Origin of the sequence: Amycolatopsis sp. NPDC051045 (genome assembly GCF_040682955.1) — a bacterium.
Lineage (GTDB): Bacteria > Actinomycetota > Actinomycetes > Mycobacteriales > Pseudonocardiaceae > Amycolatopsis.
Genome location: NZ_JBFBCC010000037.1, coordinates 1 through 17,698, shown reverse-complemented (window position 1 = coordinate 17,698; position 17,698 = coordinate 1). Strand labels below are relative to the sequence as shown.

Genomic DNA, 17,698 nt, shown 5'->3' with positions numbered 1-17,698 from the left:
CCGTAACCTAGTATTCGGTGACGGGGCAATGGCGGATCGTGACAGGCGGAAAGAAACTGTGTAGCGTTGTAAGCAGCTGCTTACAACCTGGAGCACGGGGGTTCCGCATGACCGCCACCCACACCGAACCGCTGTCGTACCCGTTCAACGAGGAGGCCGGGCTCGACCTGAACGAGGCGTACGCGGCCGCCCGGGAAGCCGACGGCCTGGTCCGGGTGAAGATGACCTACGGGGAGCCGGCGTGGCTGGCCACCCGCTACGCCGACGCCCGGCTGGTGCTGGGCGACCGCCGGTTCTCGCGCGCGATGGAGAAGGAAAAGGACGCCCCGCGCCGCTCACCCGCGGTGCGGGACGGCGGCATCCTGCAGATGGACCCGCCCGACCACACGCGGCTGCGGACGCTGGTCGCGAAGGCGTTCACCATGCGCCGCGTCGAGCTGCTCCGGCCGCGCGTCGCTTCGCTCGCCGCCGGCTTGATCGCGGACATGAAGGCGGCCGGTCCGCCCGCCGACCTCGTCGACGCCTACGCGTTGCCGATTCCGGTCGCGGTGATCTGCGAGCTGCTCGGGGTCCCGGTCGCCGACCGGCCGAAGTTCCGCGTCTGGAGCGACGCGGCGCTGTCGACCAGCGGGCTGACGCCCGAGGAATTCGAGCGCAACCGCGAAGAGCTGCGCGACTACATGCGCGGCCTGATCGCCGAACACCGCTCGCGGCCCCAGGACGACCTGATGACGGCGCTGATCGAAGCCCGCGACGTCCGCGACCGGCTGACCGAGCTGGAGCTCGTCGACCTGTGCGTCGGCATCCTCGTCGCCGGCCACGAGACCACCGCGAGCCAGATCCCGAACTTCGTCTACGCACTGCAGGACCAGCACGAGCAGTGGGGGCGGCTGTGCGCCGACCCGGACCTGATCCCCGCCGCGGTCGAGGAACTGCTCCGGTTCGTCCCGCTGGGCGCCGGCGCAGGATTCCCGCGCTACGCCACCGAAGACGTCTCGGTCGGCGGCGTGCTCGTACGGGCGGGCGAGCCGGTGCTGGTGGCGGTCGGCGCGGCCAACCGCGACGGGCTCCAGTTCGACGACGCCGACAAGCTGCGCTTCGACCGCTCCGAGAACCACCACCTGGGCTTCGGTCACGGCGTCCACCACTGCCTCGGCGCGCCCCTGGCCCGGCTGGAGCTGCAGGAGGCGCTGCGCGCGTTGGTCACCGAGATGCCGGGGTTGCACATCGAGGGCGATATCGTGTGGAAGACGCAGATGCTCGTCCGCGGACCGCGGTCGATGCCGATCGGATGGTGACTCGGAAGGTGGCCATGAGCTGGCACGTGGAAGTCGACGAACAAACCTGCATCGGTTCGGGGATGTGCGCGGCGCTCAAGCCCGAGGTGTTCACCCTCGACGGCGCGGTGGCGCACACGGTGACGTCCTCGGTCGAAGCCGACGAAACGGTGCTCGACGCCGCGGACTCCTGCCCGGCCATGGCGATCACGGTGACCGACGGCGGGCGGGAGATCGGCCCCCGTCCCTAGGGTGTGGGGCCGAGGTCCGTCGGCGGCGGCCCCGGTTCGGCGGCCTGGCGCCGCGCCGTCTCGTACCGGTCGACCAGGAACCTCGTGATTCGTTCCACGTCCTCGTCCGAAACGGAAACCACCTCGAAGTCTTCGCGACCCCATTCGATGCGGATGAGCAAATCGGTTCTGCTCCACCCGTTGCCGTAGAAGGCCTCCCGCTCGTCGCCGGAACCCACCTGGCGCACCAGAGCGTACGGAGCTGTCACCGGATGGTCTTCGTCCACAATGGCCCAGTAGTGGTGCTTCCCGGCTGCTTCCTCGGCCTCGGCCTCCGAGAGGCGGACCATCCGGAACTTTCGGTCCCCGGTCGGCGTGAGGTGGTAGGTGCCGTCCGGGATCTGCAGGCGTCTCGGCCGGCGCCAGGACTTGAACAGGTGTGAAAGGGACAGGCGCTTCATCGATCCCCCAGGTGATCGTCGCCGAAGTGTTTTCAGGGCGTCAACCGGCCGTGCTCGGTGACCACGGCCGTGACGAGTTCGTACGGGGTGACGTCGAAGGCGGGGTTGAAGACCTCCGCGCCCGGCGGGGTGATCGGTACCCCGGCGTATTCGGTGAGCTCGCGGGCGTCGCGTTCTTCGATGGCGATGCCCGCGCCGTCCGCGATCGACCTGTCCACTGTGGATGAAGGAGCGACCACGACGAACGGCACGCCGTGGTGCCGCGCGGCGATCGCCAGGCCGTAGGTGCCGATCTTGTTGGCGACATCGCCGTTCGCGGCGATCCGGTCGGCGCCGACGAGCACGCAGTCGACCAGCCCGCGGGCCATCGCGGCGGCGGCCGCCGAGTCGGGCTGGACGCGGTAGGGGACTTTCGCCTGCGCGAGCTCCCACGCCGTCAGCCGGGCGCCTTGGAGCAGCGGGCGCGTCTCGTCGACGAGGACTTCTTCGACGAGCCCGCGGTCGTGCAGGTGCCAGACGACGCCGAGCGCGCTGCCCCAGCCGACGGTCGCCAGCCGCCCGGCGTTGCAGTGGCTGAGCAGCCGCAGCGGCCGGCGCGGGCACTCGGCGAGCACGATCTCGGCGGCGTGTTTCGAGGCGGTCTTGTTGAGTTCTTCGTCTTCGGTGAGCAGGGCCTGCGCTTCCGCGAGGACGGCGTCGGCCCCCTCGTCCAGTTTCGCGAGGGCGCGCTCGACGCCCCAGGCCAGGTTGACGGCGGTCGGCCGGGCGTGGGCGATCACCTCGGCGTGTTTGCGGACGTCCCCGCCCCGCTTCGCCGCCAGCGCGACACCCAAGGCACCGGCGGCCCCGAGCGCGGGCGCCCCGCGGACGGCGAGCCGTTTGACGGCGTCGACCAGCTCGTCGACGGTCCGCAGCTCGAGCAGCCGGTACTCGCCGGGCAGCGCGGTCTGGTCGATGATGACGATCGCGTCGTCCGCCCAGTCGATGGTCCTGCGCACGTGCCCTCCCGGAAACCGGCCATGGTGTCGTGACCATTGAACGGCACCACCCGCCCGGCCCGCACGCAACCACCGCCCTCGCCTGACGGCCCCCAAACACGCGAGATCGCCGCTCAATCACGCGAGTTACGCCTCCAATCACGCGAGTTACGGGTCTCGTCACCCGGTTCGGCGTACCGGAGCGGCGAACTCGCGTACCTGGACGGACGACTCGCGGACCTGGACGGACGACTCGCGTACCTGGACGGACGACTCGCGTGCTTGGAGGGTCAACACGGGCCCGGAGCGTGCCGGGCCGGCCTGGCCTTAGAGGCCTGCCAGGAGATCTGTCTCTGTGATGCCCGGCCCTTGGCCTGCCCGGATGAACCACTCCGTGCCGAACGCGAACGCGAAGGCGTCGTCCGGCATGGCCAGCATGAACATGTCCTCGCTGATCTGGCTCGGGTGGGCCCGCATCGCCGCGCGCTTGACCGGCGCGTACTTCGACACGTCGACCGCCGCCGTGATCTCCGCTTCGGGTTTGCCGAACTCCACGTTCTCCGGTGGCTTCGGCGCCGCCTCGGGGGGCATCAGGCCCTGCTCGACGGCCGCTTCGAAGCCGCGTTGCATGAACTCGCGGTTGAACGTCGCCTGGAAGACCCGGGCCGTGCCGGCCAGCTCGGCGGCCCGGATGCCGACGCGGTGGACCTGGATGTGGTCCGGGTGGCCGTAGTCGCCGTTGTCGTCGTAGACCGTCAGCACGTCGGCCGACTCCTCGCGCAGGATCGCCGCGAGCTGCTCGGCCGCCTTCTCGACGTCGGCGCGCCAGAAGCACGCCGGATCGTCGTTCGTCGGCTCGCCCATCATCCCCGAGTCGCGGTAGCCGAGGAACTCGACGCGTTCGACGCCGAGGATCTCCGCCGCCGCGTGCGACTCCTCGACTCGCCGGTCCTCGAGCTTTTCGCCCTCGGCGAGAAAGCCGTCGGGTACTTCGCCGACTTCGCCCTTGGTGGCGACGACGAGCACGACCCGGTGCCCCTCGTCGACGGCTTTGCGCATGACGCCCGCGGTGCGGAGGCACTCGTCGTCCGGGTGGGCGTGGAAGGTCACCAGTGTTGCCATGCCCGCGACGCTACCGAAAGGCACCGACAAAATCCGCCCGCCGGCGTGCGGTCCTGCCGCGGAACGCCCGGCGGCCACACCGCGCTAGCCGGCTTGTTCCTTCGAGCACCACCAGGTCGACCGGCCGCCGACCGTGCCGTGGCTCATCTCCGCGCCGCAGCGCGGGCAGTGGTCGCCCGCCCGGCGGTGGCCGATGATCTCGCCGGTGTGCACGCCGCCGTGGCGGATGGCCGCGCGCAACGCCTTCCTCAGCGCCTTGTGCAGGTCCGCGAGGTCGGCGTCGGCCAGCTCGTTCACCGGGCGGGCCGGGTCGAGCGCGGCCTGCCAGAGGGTCTCGTCGGCCAGCAGGTTGCCGATCCCGGCCACGACCGACTGGTCCAGCAGCCGCGCCTTCAGCGGCGCCCGCCCACGGCCGACGCGTTCGGCGAAGTCGCGGCGCGAGATCTCCCCGGCGTCCGGGCCGAGTGCGTCGAGATCCGGGTCGAGCCGCACCCGGCTGAGCCGCCGCGTGTCGAACAGGCGCAGTTGTTCGCCGTCGGCGAAGGTGATGCCGAACCGGAACCACTCGGGCTTCTCTTCGCGGCCGCGAAACCGTTGCGGGCCGGGTGGTCCGCTCTCGCCGGCGAACCGCAGCTGGCCGGCCATCCCCAGGTGCAGTCCGAGGTTCGGGCCGGGCTGCCCGTCGCCGTTTTCCGTTTCGCACCACAGCGTCTTGCCCCGCCGGTGCGCTTCGGTGAGCCGCCCGCCCCGCAGCGCGGTGGCGATGTCCCCGGGCGCGTGCGGGCGGCAGACCCAGTCGTCGTGGTCGTCGACCTGGCGGATCTTCCGGCCGAGCGCACCGGTGAGGACCTGGCGGGCGAGTTCCACTTCGGGGAGTTCGGGCACGCACTTCAGTCTGCCCCGGCTCCGGCCCGGCCGCTCGCCAGTGTCGCGTACTCCGGCGCACAATGATCTTTCCCATTTCCGGGGAAGCCGGTTTGTCCTTGATTTGTCGTATTTATCCCGCCATCGGCTCCGGTTCGCCGGGATACCCTGCACGAGGGGCCCGTGAGCGTTCGGTGAGGCGAGGGGGCTGGCGGTGAGCGAGCGATCCGGCCCGAAGCCGCGACCGCGGCGGGTGTTCATCTCCTACGCCCAGGGACCCGGTTCGGCCGCCGACAATCGAATGGTACGCGAGTTGTGGGTGTTTCTGCGGTCCTGCGGAGTCGACGCCAGGCTGGACCTTTCCGCGGAGCACCGGCGGCAGGATTGGTCCTTGTGGATGGCCGACCAGGTCCGGGAGGCCGATCACATCCTGGTCATCGCCTCTTCGTGGTACCGGGAACGCGCGGAGGGGCGCACCGGCCCGGACGTCGGTCGGGGCGTGCAGTGGGAAGCCCGGCTGATCCGAAACGCCTTTTACCGCGATCCGCATGCGCTGGACCGCTTCGTGCCCGTGGTCCTGCCCGGGCAGACACTCGACGGCGTGCCGGACTTCCTCGCCGCCGCCAGCACGACGGTGTACCGGGTCGACCAATTTTCCTTGGCCGGTGCAGAATCCCTGCTTCGGCTACTGACCGATCAGCCCGCCTACCCGGAACCGCCGGTGGGGGAGCTTCCGCTGTTGCCGCCGGTCGAGTTCGCGCCCGATCCGGTGGGCAAGTCTCCGCAATTTCCCCTGGCGGTTCATCGAACCGTGCTCGTGGTCGATGTCGAAGGGTTCGGCGAGCACCGCCGGGCCAACCACCACCAGGTCGCCGTCCGGGACACGATGTACGAAACGTTGCGCCGGGCGTTCCGGCAGGCCGGTATCTCGTGGGATACGTGCTACCACGAAGATCGCGGGGACGGCGTTTTCGTGCTGGCCCCGCCCGAAACCCCGAAGTCGGTCTTCGTCGACGTGCTGCCCACCGCGCTCGTCGAAGGCCTGAACGCCCACAACCGGCGCGCCACCCCCGAAGAACACATCCGGCTGCGGATGGCGTTGCACGCCGGAGAGGTCAGGTACGACAGCCACGGCGTGACGGCGGCGTCGGTGATCCTGACGTTCCGGCTGGCCGATGCGCAGCCATTGAAAGCGGCGCTGGCGAATTCGCCCGGTGTGCTCGCGGTCATGGTCTCTTCGTGGTTCTTCGACGAAGTGGTTCGGCACAGCGAGAACGGTTCGCCGGGTACTTATCGGCCTTTCCTCGTCCAAGCCAAGGAAACATGCGCGATCGGCTGGGTGAGCCTGCCCGATCACCCTTATCCGGACAACCCGGTGTATCTCCAGCAGCACTTGATGAACTCCGCAGGTCAGTTCGCCGTCCTCGATGGTGTTCCTTCCGATACCGCTGCAGCACTTGACCCCTACACTCCGGGTCTTCGTGCCGGAAAAGCAGATCAAGAAGGTATTCGAGTGGGTCAGCAGGACAATCCGCAACTCGCCTTGCGGACACTTCCGCGCGACGTACCGGCCTACACCGGCCGAGCTGCGGAACTCGCCTGGTTGTCCGACGCGGTTAGCGAGGCCGCCCGGAGCGGTGACGCGGTCGCGATCCACGCCGTCGACGGGATGGCCGGGGTCGGCAAGACGGCCTTCGCCGTCCACGCCGGGCATCTGCTGGCCGACCGGTTCCCGGACGCGCAGTTGTTCGTCCGCCTGCACGGGCACACACCGGGGCAGCAGCCTGCCGACCCGGTCAACGTCCTGGCGGCCCTGCTGGCCACCATCGGGGTGCCGGCCCAGCAGGTGCCTGCCGATCCGGACGCACGGGTGGCGATGTGGCGCGATCGGCTGGCGGGCCGCCGGGTCCTGCTGATCCTCGACGACGCCGTCAGCTACGCCCAGGTCGAACCCCTGTTGCCGGCCAGTCCCGGTTCGCTGGTGATGATCACCAGCCGCCGCCGGCTCACCGCGCTGAGTGGCGTGGTGACCCTGCCGCTGGACATCCTGCCCCTCGACGAGGCGGCGTCGCTGTTCACGCGCCTGTCCGGCCGAACGGGTGGGGCCACCGAGAACGAGCACGTCAGCCAGGTGGTCCGGCTGTGCGGGATGCTGCCACTGGCGGTTTCCCTGCTGGCCGGGCGGTTGCGCAGCCGTCCGCGGTGGAGCGTCGCCGACCTGGCCGGCGAACTGGACTCGACGCACGACCGGCTCGGTGAGCTCCGCGCGGAGGACATCGAGGTGGCCGCTGCCTTCGACCTGTCCTACCGCGAACTCACCGCCGAACGGCAGCGGTTCTTCCGGCGGCTCGGCTTGCACCCCGGGCCGGAGCTGGACGCCCACGGCGCCGCGGCGTTGGCGGACGTCCCGGTGGCCGAGGCCGGTGCGCACCTCGAGGGCCTCTACAACGACCACCTCCTCGACGAGCCCGCGTTCGACCGCTACCGGATGCACGACCTGATCCGCGAATACGGCCGCAAGCTCAGCCAAGGCGACGCCGCGGCCGACCGCGAGCAGGCCGTCGACCGGCTCTTCGGCTACTACCGCGCCACCGCTGCGGTCGCCGCGTACCACATCGCCCAGGACGTCACCACGGACGGGCTGCGCGACCCCGGGGCCGACACCCGGGCCCACGCGCTGACCGAACACCGGGTGCGGCTCAGCAGCCGGATGGAGGCATGGGCCTGGATGCGCACCGAGGCGGTGAACCTGATCGCCTGCGCCGAGTTCGCCATCGGCAACGCGTGGCACGACCAGGTGATCGGGCTGGCGGAGAGCCTGGCCAAGTTCCTCTACATCGTCGGGCCGTGGGACCAGGCGCTGCGGTTGCACCAGGCGGCGGCGGAGTCCGCGGCCCGCAACGGGTACGACCTCGCCCGGGCCGACGCGCTCAACCGGCTGGGGAATGTGCAGCGGCGGATGGGCGACTACCACGCGGCCGTCGAGTCGCACTCGGCGGCGCTGGCGGGCTACACCGCCCTCGACGACGAAGCCGGGCAGGTGGCCGCCTGGGCGCAACTCGGTGTCGTGCGGCGCCTGGTCGACGACTACCCGGGCGCCGCCGCGGCCTACACGCGGGCGCTGGAGATGGCACGGGACCTGGGCGAGCGCACCAGCGAGGCATTCGCGCTCAACGAGCTGGGCATCGTCAACCTGGTCGACGGGGACTACCAAGCAGCGGTCGCTGCGCACTCGAAGGCATTGTGCCTCTATGAAGAACTCGGCGACCAGCTCGGGCAGGCCGATGCTTGGAACGAACTGGGCATCGCCCGCCGCACGATGGGCGATTTCGACGGCGCGATCGAGGCGAACACCCGGGCCGTGCAGGGTTACCACCGAGCCGGCGACGGGTTCCACGAGTCCTTCGCGCTCAACAGTCTCGCGGTGGTGTGGCGGATGGTGGGCAAGCACCGGAAGGCCATCGACGCCCACGAACAGGCCCTGGGCATCTCCCGCACGCTGGGCGACCGGCTCGGCGAAGCGGGCGGCCTCAACGAACTGGGCGCCGCGCAGCACCGGATCGGCGATCTGGCCGCCGCCGAGCAGAGCCAGGTAAAGGCTCTTGAGATCTACCGCGAGCTGGGCAATCGCCTGGGCGAAGCCGAAGCCTTGAACCACATCGGCGTGCTGTTGATGGCAACCGGCCGGGTCGACGAAGCAGCGTCGCACTACGAGGGGGCGTTGAGCCTCGCCCGAGCCGTCACCAGCCCCCTGGAGGAAGCGCGGGCACTGGACGGGCGAGGCCGCTGCGCGGCGCAGTCGGCCCAGCTGGACGCCGCGGCCCGCGACCTGCGGACCGCGTTGACGATCTTCGAGCGCATCGGTGCTTCGGAAGCCGGTGACACCCGTGAATACCTCGCACGACTGCGATCCCCGGGAGCAGCGCATGATGCGGATCACGCTGACAGAGGGTGAACGCGCGTCGATCGGCGCGCTGGCCGACCGGACGTTTCCCGACGAGGTCACCGAGCCCGATCGGCTCGCCGAGGCCGCGGCCCTCGCTGCCGCGCGGCTGCCGGCACGGTTGCGCGAACACCTGACCGCCGCCCGGGTGGTGGAAAGCGACCTCACGATGGTCTCGGGCCTGCCGGCGGTCGAGAACCTCCCGCCCACCCCGGCGGACTGGCAGGCGGCCGCGGAGACGGCAGCGGGCCGGCTTGCGGGAATGGTGCTGCTGATCTGCGCTTCCGCGCTCGCCGATCCGCTCGGGTGGATGAGCCAGCAGTGCGGCCGGCTGGTGCACGACGTGTGCCCGGCCCGGGGCCTGGAAGACGGTGACACCAGCGCCAGCAGCACCACTTCGTTGAGCCTGCACACCGAAGACGCCTTCCACAGCGCCCGCGGGGACTACGTCGGCCTGTACTGCCTGCGCAACCCGGACCGGACGGGCACCACCGTCGTCCGCCTGAGCGTTCTCGACCTGCCGGCGGACGTCCTGCGTGCGTTGCGCGAACGCAGGTTCCACTTCCGGCCGGACAACTCGCACGACATGCCAGGCGCCCTGACCCCACCCGAGGGCCAGTCGATCGTCTTCGGGCCGGCCGGGCGCCCCTATCTCCGTTACGATCCCGACTTCGTCTTCGCCAAGAGCGGTGACCTGGTCGCCATCCAGGCGATGAGCGCGCTCGACGAAGCTTTGGCGCGCCGCGTCGAGCACGTGGTGCTGCGTCCGGGCGACGCGCTTTTCCTGGACAACTACCAGGTCCTCCACGGCCGTCAACCCTTCCGGCCGCGCTACGACGGCGCCGACCGCTGGCTGAAGCGGGTGAACCTGGTGCGGGACATCCGCCGGATCCACGTGGATGGTGGCGCGTCCGGCCGGGTGGTGTCCGGCCTCTGGTGACCCCGGCCGGAACGCCGTCACGGACGCCGGTCGCGCCGGCAGGAGGGTCGGCAGGATGACCACGGCGGTGAGGGCGAAGGTCAGGGGGTACCCGGCCGAGCTGCTGCGCCGCTGGTCAGGAGAGGTTCGCGGCGGCGGGGGTTTCCCAGGCGAACCCGTCCGGGTCGGTGAACGGCTCGGCCGCGCCGCTGACCGCGATCCGGTGCGAGCCGCTGCCCTCGGGGGCGACACCGGCGTCCTTCGCGAGCGCCTTGCGGCGGTACAGCGCGAGCTTGAGCGGGCTCTCCCCGGCGTCGAACTCGACGTACATCCGGCCGAAGCTCTTCGCCACGGTCAGGCCGCGGTCGAGGTAGAACTTCTTGCTCGCGGCCACGTCGGCGACGCCCAGCAGGAGCACGACGGCGTCGATCTCGCGGGTGGCCGGGCCGGTGTTCTTCTTGGCGGAGGTCGCGAGCTTCCAGATCGTCCCGTCCGGAGCTTGGACGGTGCCGCCGTAGCCCCACATGGACTTCGTGGCCGGCTTGATCGTCGTGGCGCCGGCCGCGAGGGCGGTCCCGATCAGGGAGTCGACGTCGGCGGGCTGGGGCACGGTGAGGGAGAGGGTGAACCCGCGGAAGCCGATGCTCGGTTCCGCCGAAGTCCGGAAACGCAGCTGGGTGGTGAGCCCGAACGCGTCGGCGTAGAAGCGCTCGGCGGCGGCGGTGTCGGCAACTTCGAGGGTGATGGTTTCGATGTTCGTCATGCCGGTAACGCTAGGTCCGGCCCCTGACCGGCGCTTCTCGATTCCTGACCGGTCCGCCGCGGCTCGCCGCCGCGAAAAAAGGAGTGGGCAGGACGGGCCGCGGGCTGATAGCTTGCCGCAGTCCCGTGACCCGGCCCGTGGAGGTGAGACCCGTGAACGTTGCAACGCTGTGGGTGCTCCCCCTCGTCGTCACGGGCGGGCGGCCGACGTAGGTGTCGTCGGGAGCGCCTCGATCAGGCACTCCCGAAAGGCGACACCATGAACTTCCTGCAACACGAGCCGGTGATCACCCGGGTCGCGGAGCGGCACTGGCACGCTCTCGACGACGACCGGGTGGTCGGCCGCGGCGAAGCGTCCCCCCGGCCCGACGGCCGGCTCTTCCTCAGCATCGACACGTGGCACGACGCGGACTTCGCCCGGCTCGCCACCGCGATGCTGCCCGCCCTGCCGAGGCCGCTGTACACAGTGGTCGACGAGGCCGATGTGCCTCTCAAGTCCCACTGGGAATCCGTCGGCTTCACGACGCGGCGCCGCGAGTGGGAGTACCTCGTCCCCACGGCGCCGGGTCCGGTGCCCCCACCGCCGGGGGTGACGATCGCGCCCGCGTCCGACCAGGATGCGCTGCGCTCGCTGGACGACGTGATCCGCGCCGAAGTCGAGGCGTCGCTCGGCTGGGCGGAGATGCCGGCCGAGGTGCCGGCCCACCCGGACGGCGCGATGGACCTCGCGAAGTACGTCGTGGCCGCGTCGGCGGACGGTTACGTGGGCTTGGCCCGGGTGGTGGCGGTGACCCGGCAGCCGCGGATCGGCCTGATCGCGGTCCGCGCCGACCGGCAGCGCCGCGGGATCGCCCGCGCGCTGCTCTCCCACGTGCTGGATGCGTTGCACCACAAGGGAATTGAGACGGCATCGGCCGAAGTGAACGAGGCGAACCCAGCGGCCACCGCGCTGTTCGAGGGCGTCGGGGCCCGCCGGGTGAGCAGCAACCTCGAGCTGGTGCTGCGCTGATGGCGAACAACGCGGGTGGCATCGAAGTGGAGGGCACCGTGGTCGAGTGCCTCCGGAACGCGACGTTCCGGGTGGAGCTCGAGAACGGGCACAAGGTCCTCGCGCACATCAGCGGCAAGATCCGGAAGAACTTCATCAAGATCCTGCCGTTCGACCGGGTCCTGGTGGAGCTGAGCCCGTACGACCTGAACCGCGGACGGATCATGTTCCGCTACCGGAACTAGTGCGGTGAAGCCGTCGCCAGGGCCTCAGGCCCTGGCGACGGCTTCCGGGTCAGTACTCGTTCTTGATGACGAAGTAGGAGCCGCGGATGGTTCCGGCCAGCTTCGACTTCTGGCGGGCGAACTTGAACGAGGCGAGTTCCGCGGGAACCTCCATCCCCTCGGAAAGCTGCGATGCGGTCGAGCGGGTCGGGGACCTGCTGGAGATCGTCGAGCACAGTAGCCGCGACCGGCCGGCACCGGCTCCGGTTCGGCCGGTGTTCCTCACCGGTCGAACCGGCCTCGGCCTTCGGAGCCGTTCGCCACCGGCCGGGTGACACGCCGTGATGGCGTTTGAAGGCGGCCGCGAACGAGAATTCCGACGCGTATCCCAGTGACCATCGACTTCGCCGGGGCGGCCCGTACCGGCGCCAAGAGCGAGGGCATGGCCGGCTCGGCCAACGCGGCGGTGCTGGCCGAACTGGCCAAGCTGGTCGCGACCGGCGATCTCGACGTCCCGATCGCCGCGAGTTACCCGCTCGCCGAGGTGCGCGCCGCGTACCGCGACCGGATGCGCAGGCACACCCGCGGCAAGATCGTGCTCATCCCTTAGCCGTGCCTACGCCGAGTACGCGCCTGCGGCGAGGTCGTCGACGAGAGTGGGTCCGCTGGGTGTCCAGCCGAGCAGTTTCTGCGTCGCGGTACTGGTCGCTGCGAGGTCCAGGGCGAAGAAGGTGCCGATCCACCCGAAGTGGGCCTGGACGTCGTCCGAGGGGATCGCCGCGACCGGCAGGTCGAACGCGCGGCCGATGGCCTCCGCGATCTCGCGCGTCGGCACGCCTTCTTCGGCGACGGCGTGCAGGCGGGTGCCTGCCGCGGCCTTCCCGAGCCCGAGGGTGACCATCCGGGCGGCGTCGGTGCGGTGCACGGCGGCCCAACGGTGGGTGCCGTCGCCGGGGTAGCCGGAGACGCCCTTCTCGCGGGCGATCGCGGCGAGGATGGCGATGAACCCGTGGTCGCCGGGGCCGTGGACGCTCGGGGCGAAGCGCAGGCTCACGGTGCGTACCCCGTGGTCGACGAACTCGAACGCAAGGTTCTCGCTGCCGCCCCGCGGCGAGCCGGGGCCGTGGAACGGGGACGCGTCGTCCTCGGTGACGGACCGGCCCTGGGCGAGGCCGGCGACACCGGAGGCGACCAGGAACGGGCGGTCGGTGCCGACGAGCGCGTCGCCGATGGTCTGGACGGCGGCTCGCTCGGCCGCGTTCGAGACGGCCGGGTTGGCGAAGTCGTGCTTGTTCGCGAGGTGGACGACGGCGTCGGCGTCTTCGGCGCCGGCGCGGATGCTGTCCAAGTCGTCCAGGTCACCGCGGCGAACGTGCGCGCCCTTCGCTTCCACTGCGGCGGCGGACGCTTCGGATCGGGCCAGTCCGGTGACTTCGTGGCCCGCGGCGAGCAGGTCGGCGACGACGGCCGAGCCGATCCAGCCGGAGGCTCCGGTGACGAAAACGTGCATGAGGTGATCTCCCTCGACGGCTGCGCCCATCGGCGAAGCACTGATGTCTGCGACTGACGTCAGCCGCAGACGTCACCGTACACTTCAAGTCAGCCGCTGTCATCACTACACTCGGCCGCATGGTGCGTTGGGAACCGGGAGCTGCCGAGCGGCTCCAGAAGGCCGCTCTGGAGCTGTTCGCCACGCGCGGGTTCGAGCAGACGACCGCCACGGAGATCGCCGAGTCGGTCGGCCTGACCGAGCGCACCTTCTTCCGCCACTTCAGCGACAAGCGCGAGGTCCTCTTCTTCGGGCAGCAGCTGCTCGTGGAAGCGTTCCTCGCCGGCGTCGACACAGCACCACCGGACGCGTCCCCGATCGAGGTCGTCGCCTCCGCGCTGCAGTCCGCGACGTCCTTCTTCCCGGACGAGCGCCGGGCACATTCCCGGAGCCGGCAATCGATCATCGACCAGCACCCGGCGCTGCGGGAACGCGAGCGGCACAAGCTCGCCAGCATCGCCACCACGGTCGCCGACGCCCTGCGCCGCCGAGGCGTCGACGAGGTGGCCGCCACCCTGGCGGCGGAGTCGGGCGCCACCGTGTTCGCGATCGCGTTCGGCCAGTGGATTCGCGAGGACGAGCAGCGTTCTCTGGCCGACATCGCCGCGGAGGTGCTGCGCGAACTGCTGACCCTGACCGCTGCGGCGTCGGCGAGGATCCCGCGATGATGCCGGGCCGGAGGGCGTTGCCACTCGCGTCGGACGGAGCCACCTGACAGAGTGACGCGATGCTGAATCAGGTGGCCGACGGCGTTTGGGTCCGGCAGAGCGACTGGGTCTGGAGCAACGCTGTCGTCGTGCGCGGGGAGGATGGGTTGGTCCTGGTCGATCCCGGCATCAACGGTTCGGAACTGGACCAGCTCGCCGATGACGTGGACCGGCTCGGTGTTCCGGTGGTCGCCGGGTTCTCGACCCATCCGCACTGGGACCACCTGCTCTGGCATTCCCGGTTCGGCGACGTGCCGCGCTACGCCACCTCCGCCGGCGCCCAGGCGGCCGGTGCAGCCCGGGAGCGGGCGCAGGCGATGGCGGCGGAGAGCGCGTCGGGCATCCCTCTCGAACTGATCGGGCTCCTCACCCCGCTACCCGCCGACGGCAGCCCCGTGCCGGGCGAGATCATCGAGCACGAGGCCCACGCCGTCGGCCACGCGGCGATGTTCCTCGCGGATCGGGGCGTCCTGCTCGCCGGCGACATGCTCTCCGACGTCCTGATCCCCATCCTCGACTTTCGCCGCCCCGGCCAGGTGAGCGCGTACGAGTCGGCACTCGAGCGGCTGGGTGAGGCCGCCCGGCACGTCGACGTCCTGGTCCCCGGCCACGGCGCGGTGGCCAAGGGCCCCGAGGTGGCGGCCCGCCTCGCCGCCGATCACGCCTACATCGACGCGCTGCGGCGAGGAGAGGAACCGGTCGACGCGCGTCTCGATCAGGACTGGCTCTCGGGGCCCCACCAGTCGAACCTGCAGCAGGCCCGGCCGTCGTCCGGATGAACTCCGCTGTTCACCCGGTCGCCTCGGCCAGCGCGACGAGGATGCCCGCGGGGCCGCGGAGGTAGCAGAGCCGGTAGCTGTTCTCGTACTGCACCAGCTCGCCGAGGAGTTCGGCTCCGTGCGGCCGCAACCGGTCGAGGACGTCGTCGACGTCTTCGACGGCGAACATGATGCGATGGGCGCCCAGCGTGTTCGCCGGAGCGCTCGGGTCGCCGTCCCGGCTCGACGGCGTGTGGTACTTGGTCAGCTCGAGCCGCCCGTGGCCGTCCGGGGTGCGCATCATCGCGATGTCCGATCGGACTCCTTCGAGCCCGACGAGGCGATCCACCGCGCTGCCCTCGACGGTCGCCTCGCCCTCCAGTTCCAGTCCGAGTTCGGCGAAGAACGCCTTCGCGGCGGCGAGGTCGTCGACGACGATGGCGATGTTGTCCATCCGCTGGATCTTCCCGCGCCCCGGGCCTCGCTGGTCGGTGTCGTCCATGGTGATCTCCCTTCGGGGCTCGCTGTCCCGGTTCGGCGGCGCGTCACGCACTCACATCGGCAGGTAGGGATTCGGGATGTGCCCTCACGTCGGCAGGTTCCGCCGCAGGAACGTCGTCGTCAGGTCCCAGGCCCGTGCTGCCGCCTCCGGGTGGTGGAACATCGGGGCCACGTGGTTGTGGAACGCGTGTCCCGCCTCTTCCTGCACGTGGATCTCCGCCCCCGGATGGGAGGCGACCACCGCCTCGACCACCGCCACGTCCGACCGGGGGATGTACGGATCCCGCCCGCCGAAGTGGAACTGGATCGGGCACGTCACCCGGGAAAGGCCGTCGATCTGCTCCGCCACCGTCGAGCCGTAGAACGACACCGCCACGTCCGGGTCGCCTTCGGCCGCGGCGGCGAAGGCCAGGGAGCCGCCCAAGCAGAAGCCCAGCACGCCCACTCCGCCCGTCACCGCGGGCAGGGAACGGAGGTGGGCCACCGTCTCCAGCACGTCGGAAAGCCCCAACGCCGGGTCGAACGACGCAGCCACCTCCATCGACGCCGCGACACCCACTTCGTCGTGCGTCGACGACCAGCCCGGCGCGGTTCGCCGGAACAGCTCCGGGATCGCCACCACGTACCCCGACCCGGCCAGCTCCGCCGCGACCGACCGCAGGTAGTCGTCCAGGCCGAAGATCTCCTGGATCAGCACCAGACCCGGGCCACGGCCGGACGGCGGGTGCCACATCGGGAGGTCGGTCAGCATCGCCACGCCCTTTCCAAGATGTCCGCGACCAGGGCGGCCGCCGCGCTCACGTGGTCGGCGACGCCCAGGCGGCGCCGGGGAGCCCCAGGTTGGCCGGAGCGTCGATCAGGACCGGATTCCTCACCCGGTCACCGTACTGGCTACGCGGCCGGGCGCGTCCTAAGTTGAGGTGCCGACCAAGGAGGCGTGATGGCTGAGCAGACCAAATACGTCCTGGACGAAGCCGATCTCCCCACCCAGTGGTACAACGTCATCCCCGACCTGCCCGAGCCGCCGCCACCGCCGCTGCACCCCGGCACCCGCGAGCCCGTCGGCCCGGACGACCTCGCCCCGCTGTTCCCGCAGGCGCTCATCGCCCAGGAAGTGACGACTGATCGCTATGTCGACATCCCCGAGGAGGTCCGGGAGGTCTACCGGCTCTGGCGCCCGTCGCCGCTGTTTCGCGCGCGACGGCTGGAGAAGGTGCTGGGCACCCCCGCGCGGATCTACTACAAGTACGAAGGCGTCAGCCCGGTCGGCTCCCACAAGCCGAACACCGCCGTGCCGCAGGCGTTCTACAACGCACAGGAAGGCGTCACACGGCTCACCACCGAGACCGGCGCCGGCCAGTGGGGGAGCGCGCTCGCCTTCGCCTGCGCCCAGTACGGCCTCCAGTGCGAGGTCTGGCAGGTGCGGGCGTCCTACGACCAGAAGCCCTACCGCAAGCTGATGATGGAGACGTTCGGCGCGACGGTGCACCCCAGCCCGTCCGAGCTGACCGAGTCCGGCAAGGCCATCCTCGCCGAGCACCCCGACTCGCCGGGCAGCCTCGGCATCGCGATCAGCGAAGCCGTCGAGCAGGCGGCGCAGGACCCGGACGCGCGGTACGCGCTGGGCAGCGTGCTCAACCACGTGCTGCTGCACCAGACGATCATCGGCGAGGAAGCACTGAAGCAGTTCGAACTGACCGGCGACACCCCGGACGTCCTGGTCGGCTGCACCGGCGGCGGCTCCAACTTCGGTGGGCTCGCTTTCCCGTTCCTGCGGGAAAAGCTGGCCGGCCGGATGGACCCGGTGATCCGCGCGGTCGAGCCGGCCGCGTGCCCCTCGCTGACGCGCGGGAAGTACGCCTACGACTTCGGCGACACGGCCGGGCTCACGCCGTTGCTGAAGATGCACACGCTCGGCCACGACTTCATCCCCGACCCGATCCACGCGGGCGGCCTGCGCTACCACGGGATGTCGCCGCTCATCTCGCACATCTACGAGCTCGGCCTCATCGAGGCGATCGCGCTCGGGCAGCAGGAGTGCTTCGCGGCGGGGGTGCAGTTCGCGCGGTCCGAAGGGATCATCCCGGCACCCGAGCCGACGCACGCGCTCGCGGCGTGCATCCAGGAAGCGTTGCGGTGCAAGGAAACCGGTGAGGAGAAGGTGATCCTCACGGCGCTGTGCGGCCACGCCCACCTCGACCTGCCGGCGTACGGCGCCTACCTCGCCGGGGACATGGTGGACAACGAGCTGTCCGCGGCCACCCTCGAAGCTTCCCTGGCCACCCTGCCGTAAAACCGTGAATGCCACCTTGCGGGACCTTACGTCCCTCAAGGTGGCTCGGAGTCATGGGGTTGTTGCAACACCGCTTGGAGGAAGGGGTGGTTGTGATGGCTCGGGTGCGGAAGTTCCGTTGGT

General features: G+C 70.5%; 18 protein-coding genes and 1 pseudogene. 10 read left to right on the top strand and 9 right to left on the bottom strand.

The genetic code is table 11. The features are described from left to right. Positions 1–107: 107 nt before the first annotated feature. Entirely contained in the window at positions 108–1,298 is a 1,191-nt protein-coding gene (locus AB0M80_RS41655) for a cytochrome P450 (RefSeq protein ID WP_364575975.1), read from the top strand. A gap of 14 nt (positions 1,299–1,312) precedes the next feature. After that, on the top strand, positions 1,313–1,528 hold the full coding sequence (locus AB0M80_RS41650; protein WP_364575973.1) for a ferredoxin: 216 nt from the start codon (positions 1,313–1,315) through the stop codon (positions 1,526–1,528). On the opposite strand, the gene AB0M80_RS41645 is transcribed toward AB0M80_RS41650, so the two are convergent. From AB0M80_RS41645 to AB0M80_RS41630, 4 genes are all read right to left on the bottom strand, one after another. After that, positions 1,525–1,968, bottom strand: coding sequence for a hypothetical protein (locus AB0M80_RS41645; protein WP_364575971.1), 444 nt, complete (start codon positions 1,966–1,968; stop codon positions 1,525–1,527). The genes AB0M80_RS41650 and AB0M80_RS41645 overlap by 4 nt on opposite strands. A gap of 32 nt (positions 1,969–2,000) precedes the next feature. Further along, positions 2,001–2,966 (bottom strand): S-methyl-5-thioribose-1-phosphate isomerase, encoded by a 966-nt coding sequence (gene mtnA, locus AB0M80_RS41640; RefSeq protein WP_364575969.1) that lies wholly within the window; start codon positions 2,964–2,966, stop codon positions 2,001–2,003. Between the two features lie 306 nt (positions 2,967–3,272). Next, positions 3,273–4,067: a PIG-L family deacetylase gene (locus AB0M80_RS41635; RefSeq protein WP_364575967.1), complete on the bottom strand. Its 795-nt coding sequence runs from the start codon at positions 4,065–4,067 to the stop codon at positions 3,273–3,275. Positions 4,068–4,151: 84 nt separating this feature from the next. Beyond that, positions 4,152–4,952: a DNA-formamidopyrimidine glycosylase family protein gene (locus AB0M80_RS41630; RefSeq protein WP_364575965.1), complete on the bottom strand. Its 801-nt coding sequence runs from the start codon at positions 4,950–4,952 to the stop codon at positions 4,152–4,154. Between the two features lie 193 nt (positions 4,953–5,145). On the opposite strand from AB0M80_RS41630, the gene AB0M80_RS41625 reads away from it, so the two are divergent. Next, complete coding sequence (locus AB0M80_RS41625) at positions 5,146–8,886, top strand: tetratricopeptide repeat protein (protein ID WP_364575963.1); 3,741 nt, start codon at positions 5,146–5,148, stop codon at positions 8,884–8,886. Continuing rightward, on the top strand, positions 8,858–9,814 hold the full coding sequence (locus AB0M80_RS41620) for a TauD/TfdA family dioxygenase (protein ID WP_364575961.1): 957 nt from the start codon (positions 8,858–8,860) through the stop codon (positions 9,812–9,814). The genes AB0M80_RS41625 and AB0M80_RS41620 overlap by 29 nt, the downstream gene beginning before the upstream one ends. Positions 9,815–9,929: 115 nt before the next feature. Here the strand turns inward: AB0M80_RS41620 and AB0M80_RS41615 are convergent, their stop codons facing one another. After that, complete coding sequence (locus AB0M80_RS41615; protein WP_364575959.1) at positions 9,930–10,556, bottom strand: glyoxalase; 627 nt, start codon at positions 10,554–10,556, stop codon at positions 9,930–9,932. Between the two features lie 258 nt (positions 10,557–10,814). On the opposite strand from AB0M80_RS41615, the gene AB0M80_RS41610 reads away from it, so the two are divergent. Together AB0M80_RS41610 and infA are read left to right on the top strand one after the other, a co-directional pair. Continuing rightward, positions 10,815–11,564 (top strand): GNAT family N-acetyltransferase, encoded by a 750-nt coding sequence (locus tag AB0M80_RS41610; protein WP_364575957.1) that lies wholly within the window; start codon positions 10,815–10,817, stop codon positions 11,562–11,564. Continuing rightward, a complete protein-coding gene (gene infA, locus AB0M80_RS41605) occupies positions 11,564–11,788 on the top strand; it encodes a translation initiation factor IF-1 (RefSeq protein ID WP_364575955.1) in 225 nt (74 codons plus the stop codon). Before AB0M80_RS41610 ends, infA begins: the two co-directional genes overlap by 1 nt. 49 nt (positions 11,789–11,837) lie before the next feature. Here the strand turns inward: infA and AB0M80_RS41600 are convergent. Next, a pseudogene (locus tag AB0M80_RS41600) lies at positions 11,838–11,957 on the bottom strand (phage tail protein); the annotation flags it as partial. Positions 11,958–12,158: 201 nt separating this feature from the next. On the opposite strand from AB0M80_RS41600, the gene AB0M80_RS41595 reads away from it, so the two are divergent. Continuing rightward, on the top strand, positions 12,159–12,377 hold the full coding sequence (locus AB0M80_RS41595) for a zinc-binding dehydrogenase (protein WP_364575953.1): 219 nt from the start codon (positions 12,159–12,161) through the stop codon (positions 12,375–12,377). Positions 12,378–12,383: 6 nt separating this feature from the next. Here AB0M80_RS41595 and AB0M80_RS41590 read toward each other — a convergent pair whose 3' ends face one another. Next, positions 12,384–13,277 (bottom strand): SDR family oxidoreductase, encoded by an 894-nt coding sequence (locus tag AB0M80_RS41590; protein WP_364575951.1) that lies wholly within the window; start codon positions 13,275–13,277, stop codon positions 12,384–12,386. Positions 13,278–13,396: 119 nt separating this feature from the next. On the opposite strand from AB0M80_RS41590, the gene AB0M80_RS41585 reads away from it, so the two are divergent. Together AB0M80_RS41585 and AB0M80_RS41580 are read left to right on the top strand one after the other, a co-directional pair. Further along, entirely contained in the window at positions 13,397–13,984 is a 588-nt protein-coding gene (locus AB0M80_RS41585; RefSeq protein WP_364575949.1) for a TetR family transcriptional regulator, read from the top strand. A 59-nt stretch (positions 13,985–14,043) separates the two neighbouring features. Then, the gene (locus tag AB0M80_RS41580; RefSeq protein ID WP_364575947.1) at positions 14,044–14,802 is read left to right on the top strand and encodes an MBL fold metallo-hydrolase; all 759 of its coding nucleotides are present in this window, start codon (positions 14,044–14,046) and stop codon (positions 14,800–14,802) included. A 10-nt stretch (positions 14,803–14,812) separates the two neighbouring features. Here AB0M80_RS41580 and AB0M80_RS41575 read toward each other — a convergent pair whose 3' ends face one another. Continuing rightward, the gene (locus AB0M80_RS41575; protein WP_364575945.1) at positions 14,813–15,283 is read right to left on the bottom strand and encodes a VOC family protein; all 471 of its coding nucleotides are present in this window, start codon (positions 15,281–15,283) and stop codon (positions 14,813–14,815) included. Between the two features lie 84 nt (positions 15,284–15,367). Beyond that, entirely contained in the window at positions 15,368–16,033 is a 666-nt protein-coding gene (locus AB0M80_RS41570) for a dienelactone hydrolase family protein (protein ID WP_364575944.1), read from the bottom strand. 189 nt (positions 16,034–16,222) lie between these two features. On the opposite strand from AB0M80_RS41570, the gene AB0M80_RS41565 reads away from it, so the two are divergent. After that, a complete protein-coding gene (locus AB0M80_RS41565; protein ID WP_364575942.1) occupies positions 16,223–17,575 on the top strand; it encodes a TrpB-like pyridoxal phosphate-dependent enzyme in 1,353 nt (450 codons plus the stop codon). Positions 17,576–17,698 lie beyond the last annotated feature (123 nt).

Bases quoted from the DNA above. Each gene is read 5' to 3' on its own strand.
- AB0M80_RS41655 (WP_364575975.1), top strand. From the start codon at position 108: ATGACCGCCACCCACACCGAACCGCTGTCGTACCCGTTCAACGAGGAG.
- AB0M80_RS41650 (WP_364575973.1), top strand. From the start codon at position 1,313: ATGAGCTGGCACGTGGAAGTCGACGAACAAACCTGCATCGGTTCGGGG.
- AB0M80_RS41645 (WP_364575971.1), bottom strand. From the start codon at position 1,968: ATGAAGCGCCTGTCCCTTTCACACCTGTTCAAGTCCTGGCGCCGGCCG.
- AB0M80_RS41635 (WP_364575967.1), bottom strand. From the start codon at position 4,067: ATGGCAACACTGGTGACCTTCCACGCCCACCCGGACGACGAGTGCCTC.
- AB0M80_RS41620 (WP_364575961.1), top strand. From the start codon at position 8,858: ATGATGCGGATCACGCTGACAGAGGGTGAACGCGCGTCGATCGGCGCG.
- AB0M80_RS41615 (WP_364575959.1), bottom strand. From the start codon at position 10,556: ATGACGAACATCGAAACCATCACCCTCGAAGTTGCCGACACCGCCGCC.
- AB0M80_RS41610 (WP_364575957.1), top strand. From the start codon at position 10,815: ATGAACTTCCTGCAACACGAGCCGGTGATCACCCGGGTCGCGGAGCGG.
- infA (WP_364575955.1), top strand. From the start codon at position 11,564: ATGGCGAACAACGCGGGTGGCATCGAAGTGGAGGGCACCGTGGTCGAG.
- AB0M80_RS41590 (WP_364575951.1), bottom strand. From the start codon at position 13,277: ATGCACGTTTTCGTCACCGGAGCCTCCGGCTGGATCGGCTCGGCCGTC.
- AB0M80_RS41585 (WP_364575949.1), top strand. From the start codon at position 13,397: ATGGTGCGTTGGGAACCGGGAGCTGCCGAGCGGCTCCAGAAGGCCGCT.
- AB0M80_RS41580 (WP_364575947.1), top strand. From the start codon at position 14,044: ATGCTGAATCAGGTGGCCGACGGCGTTTGGGTCCGGCAGAGCGACTGG.
- AB0M80_RS41575 (WP_364575945.1), bottom strand. From the start codon at position 15,283: ATGGACGACACCGACCAGCGAGGCCCGGGGCGCGGGAAGATCCAGCGG.
- AB0M80_RS41570 (WP_364575944.1), bottom strand. From the start codon at position 16,033: ATGCTGACCGACCTCCCGATGTGGCACCCGCCGTCCGGCCGTGGCCCG.
- AB0M80_RS41565 (WP_364575942.1), top strand. From the start codon at position 16,223: ATGGCTGAGCAGACCAAATACGTCCTGGACGAAGCCGATCTCCCCACC.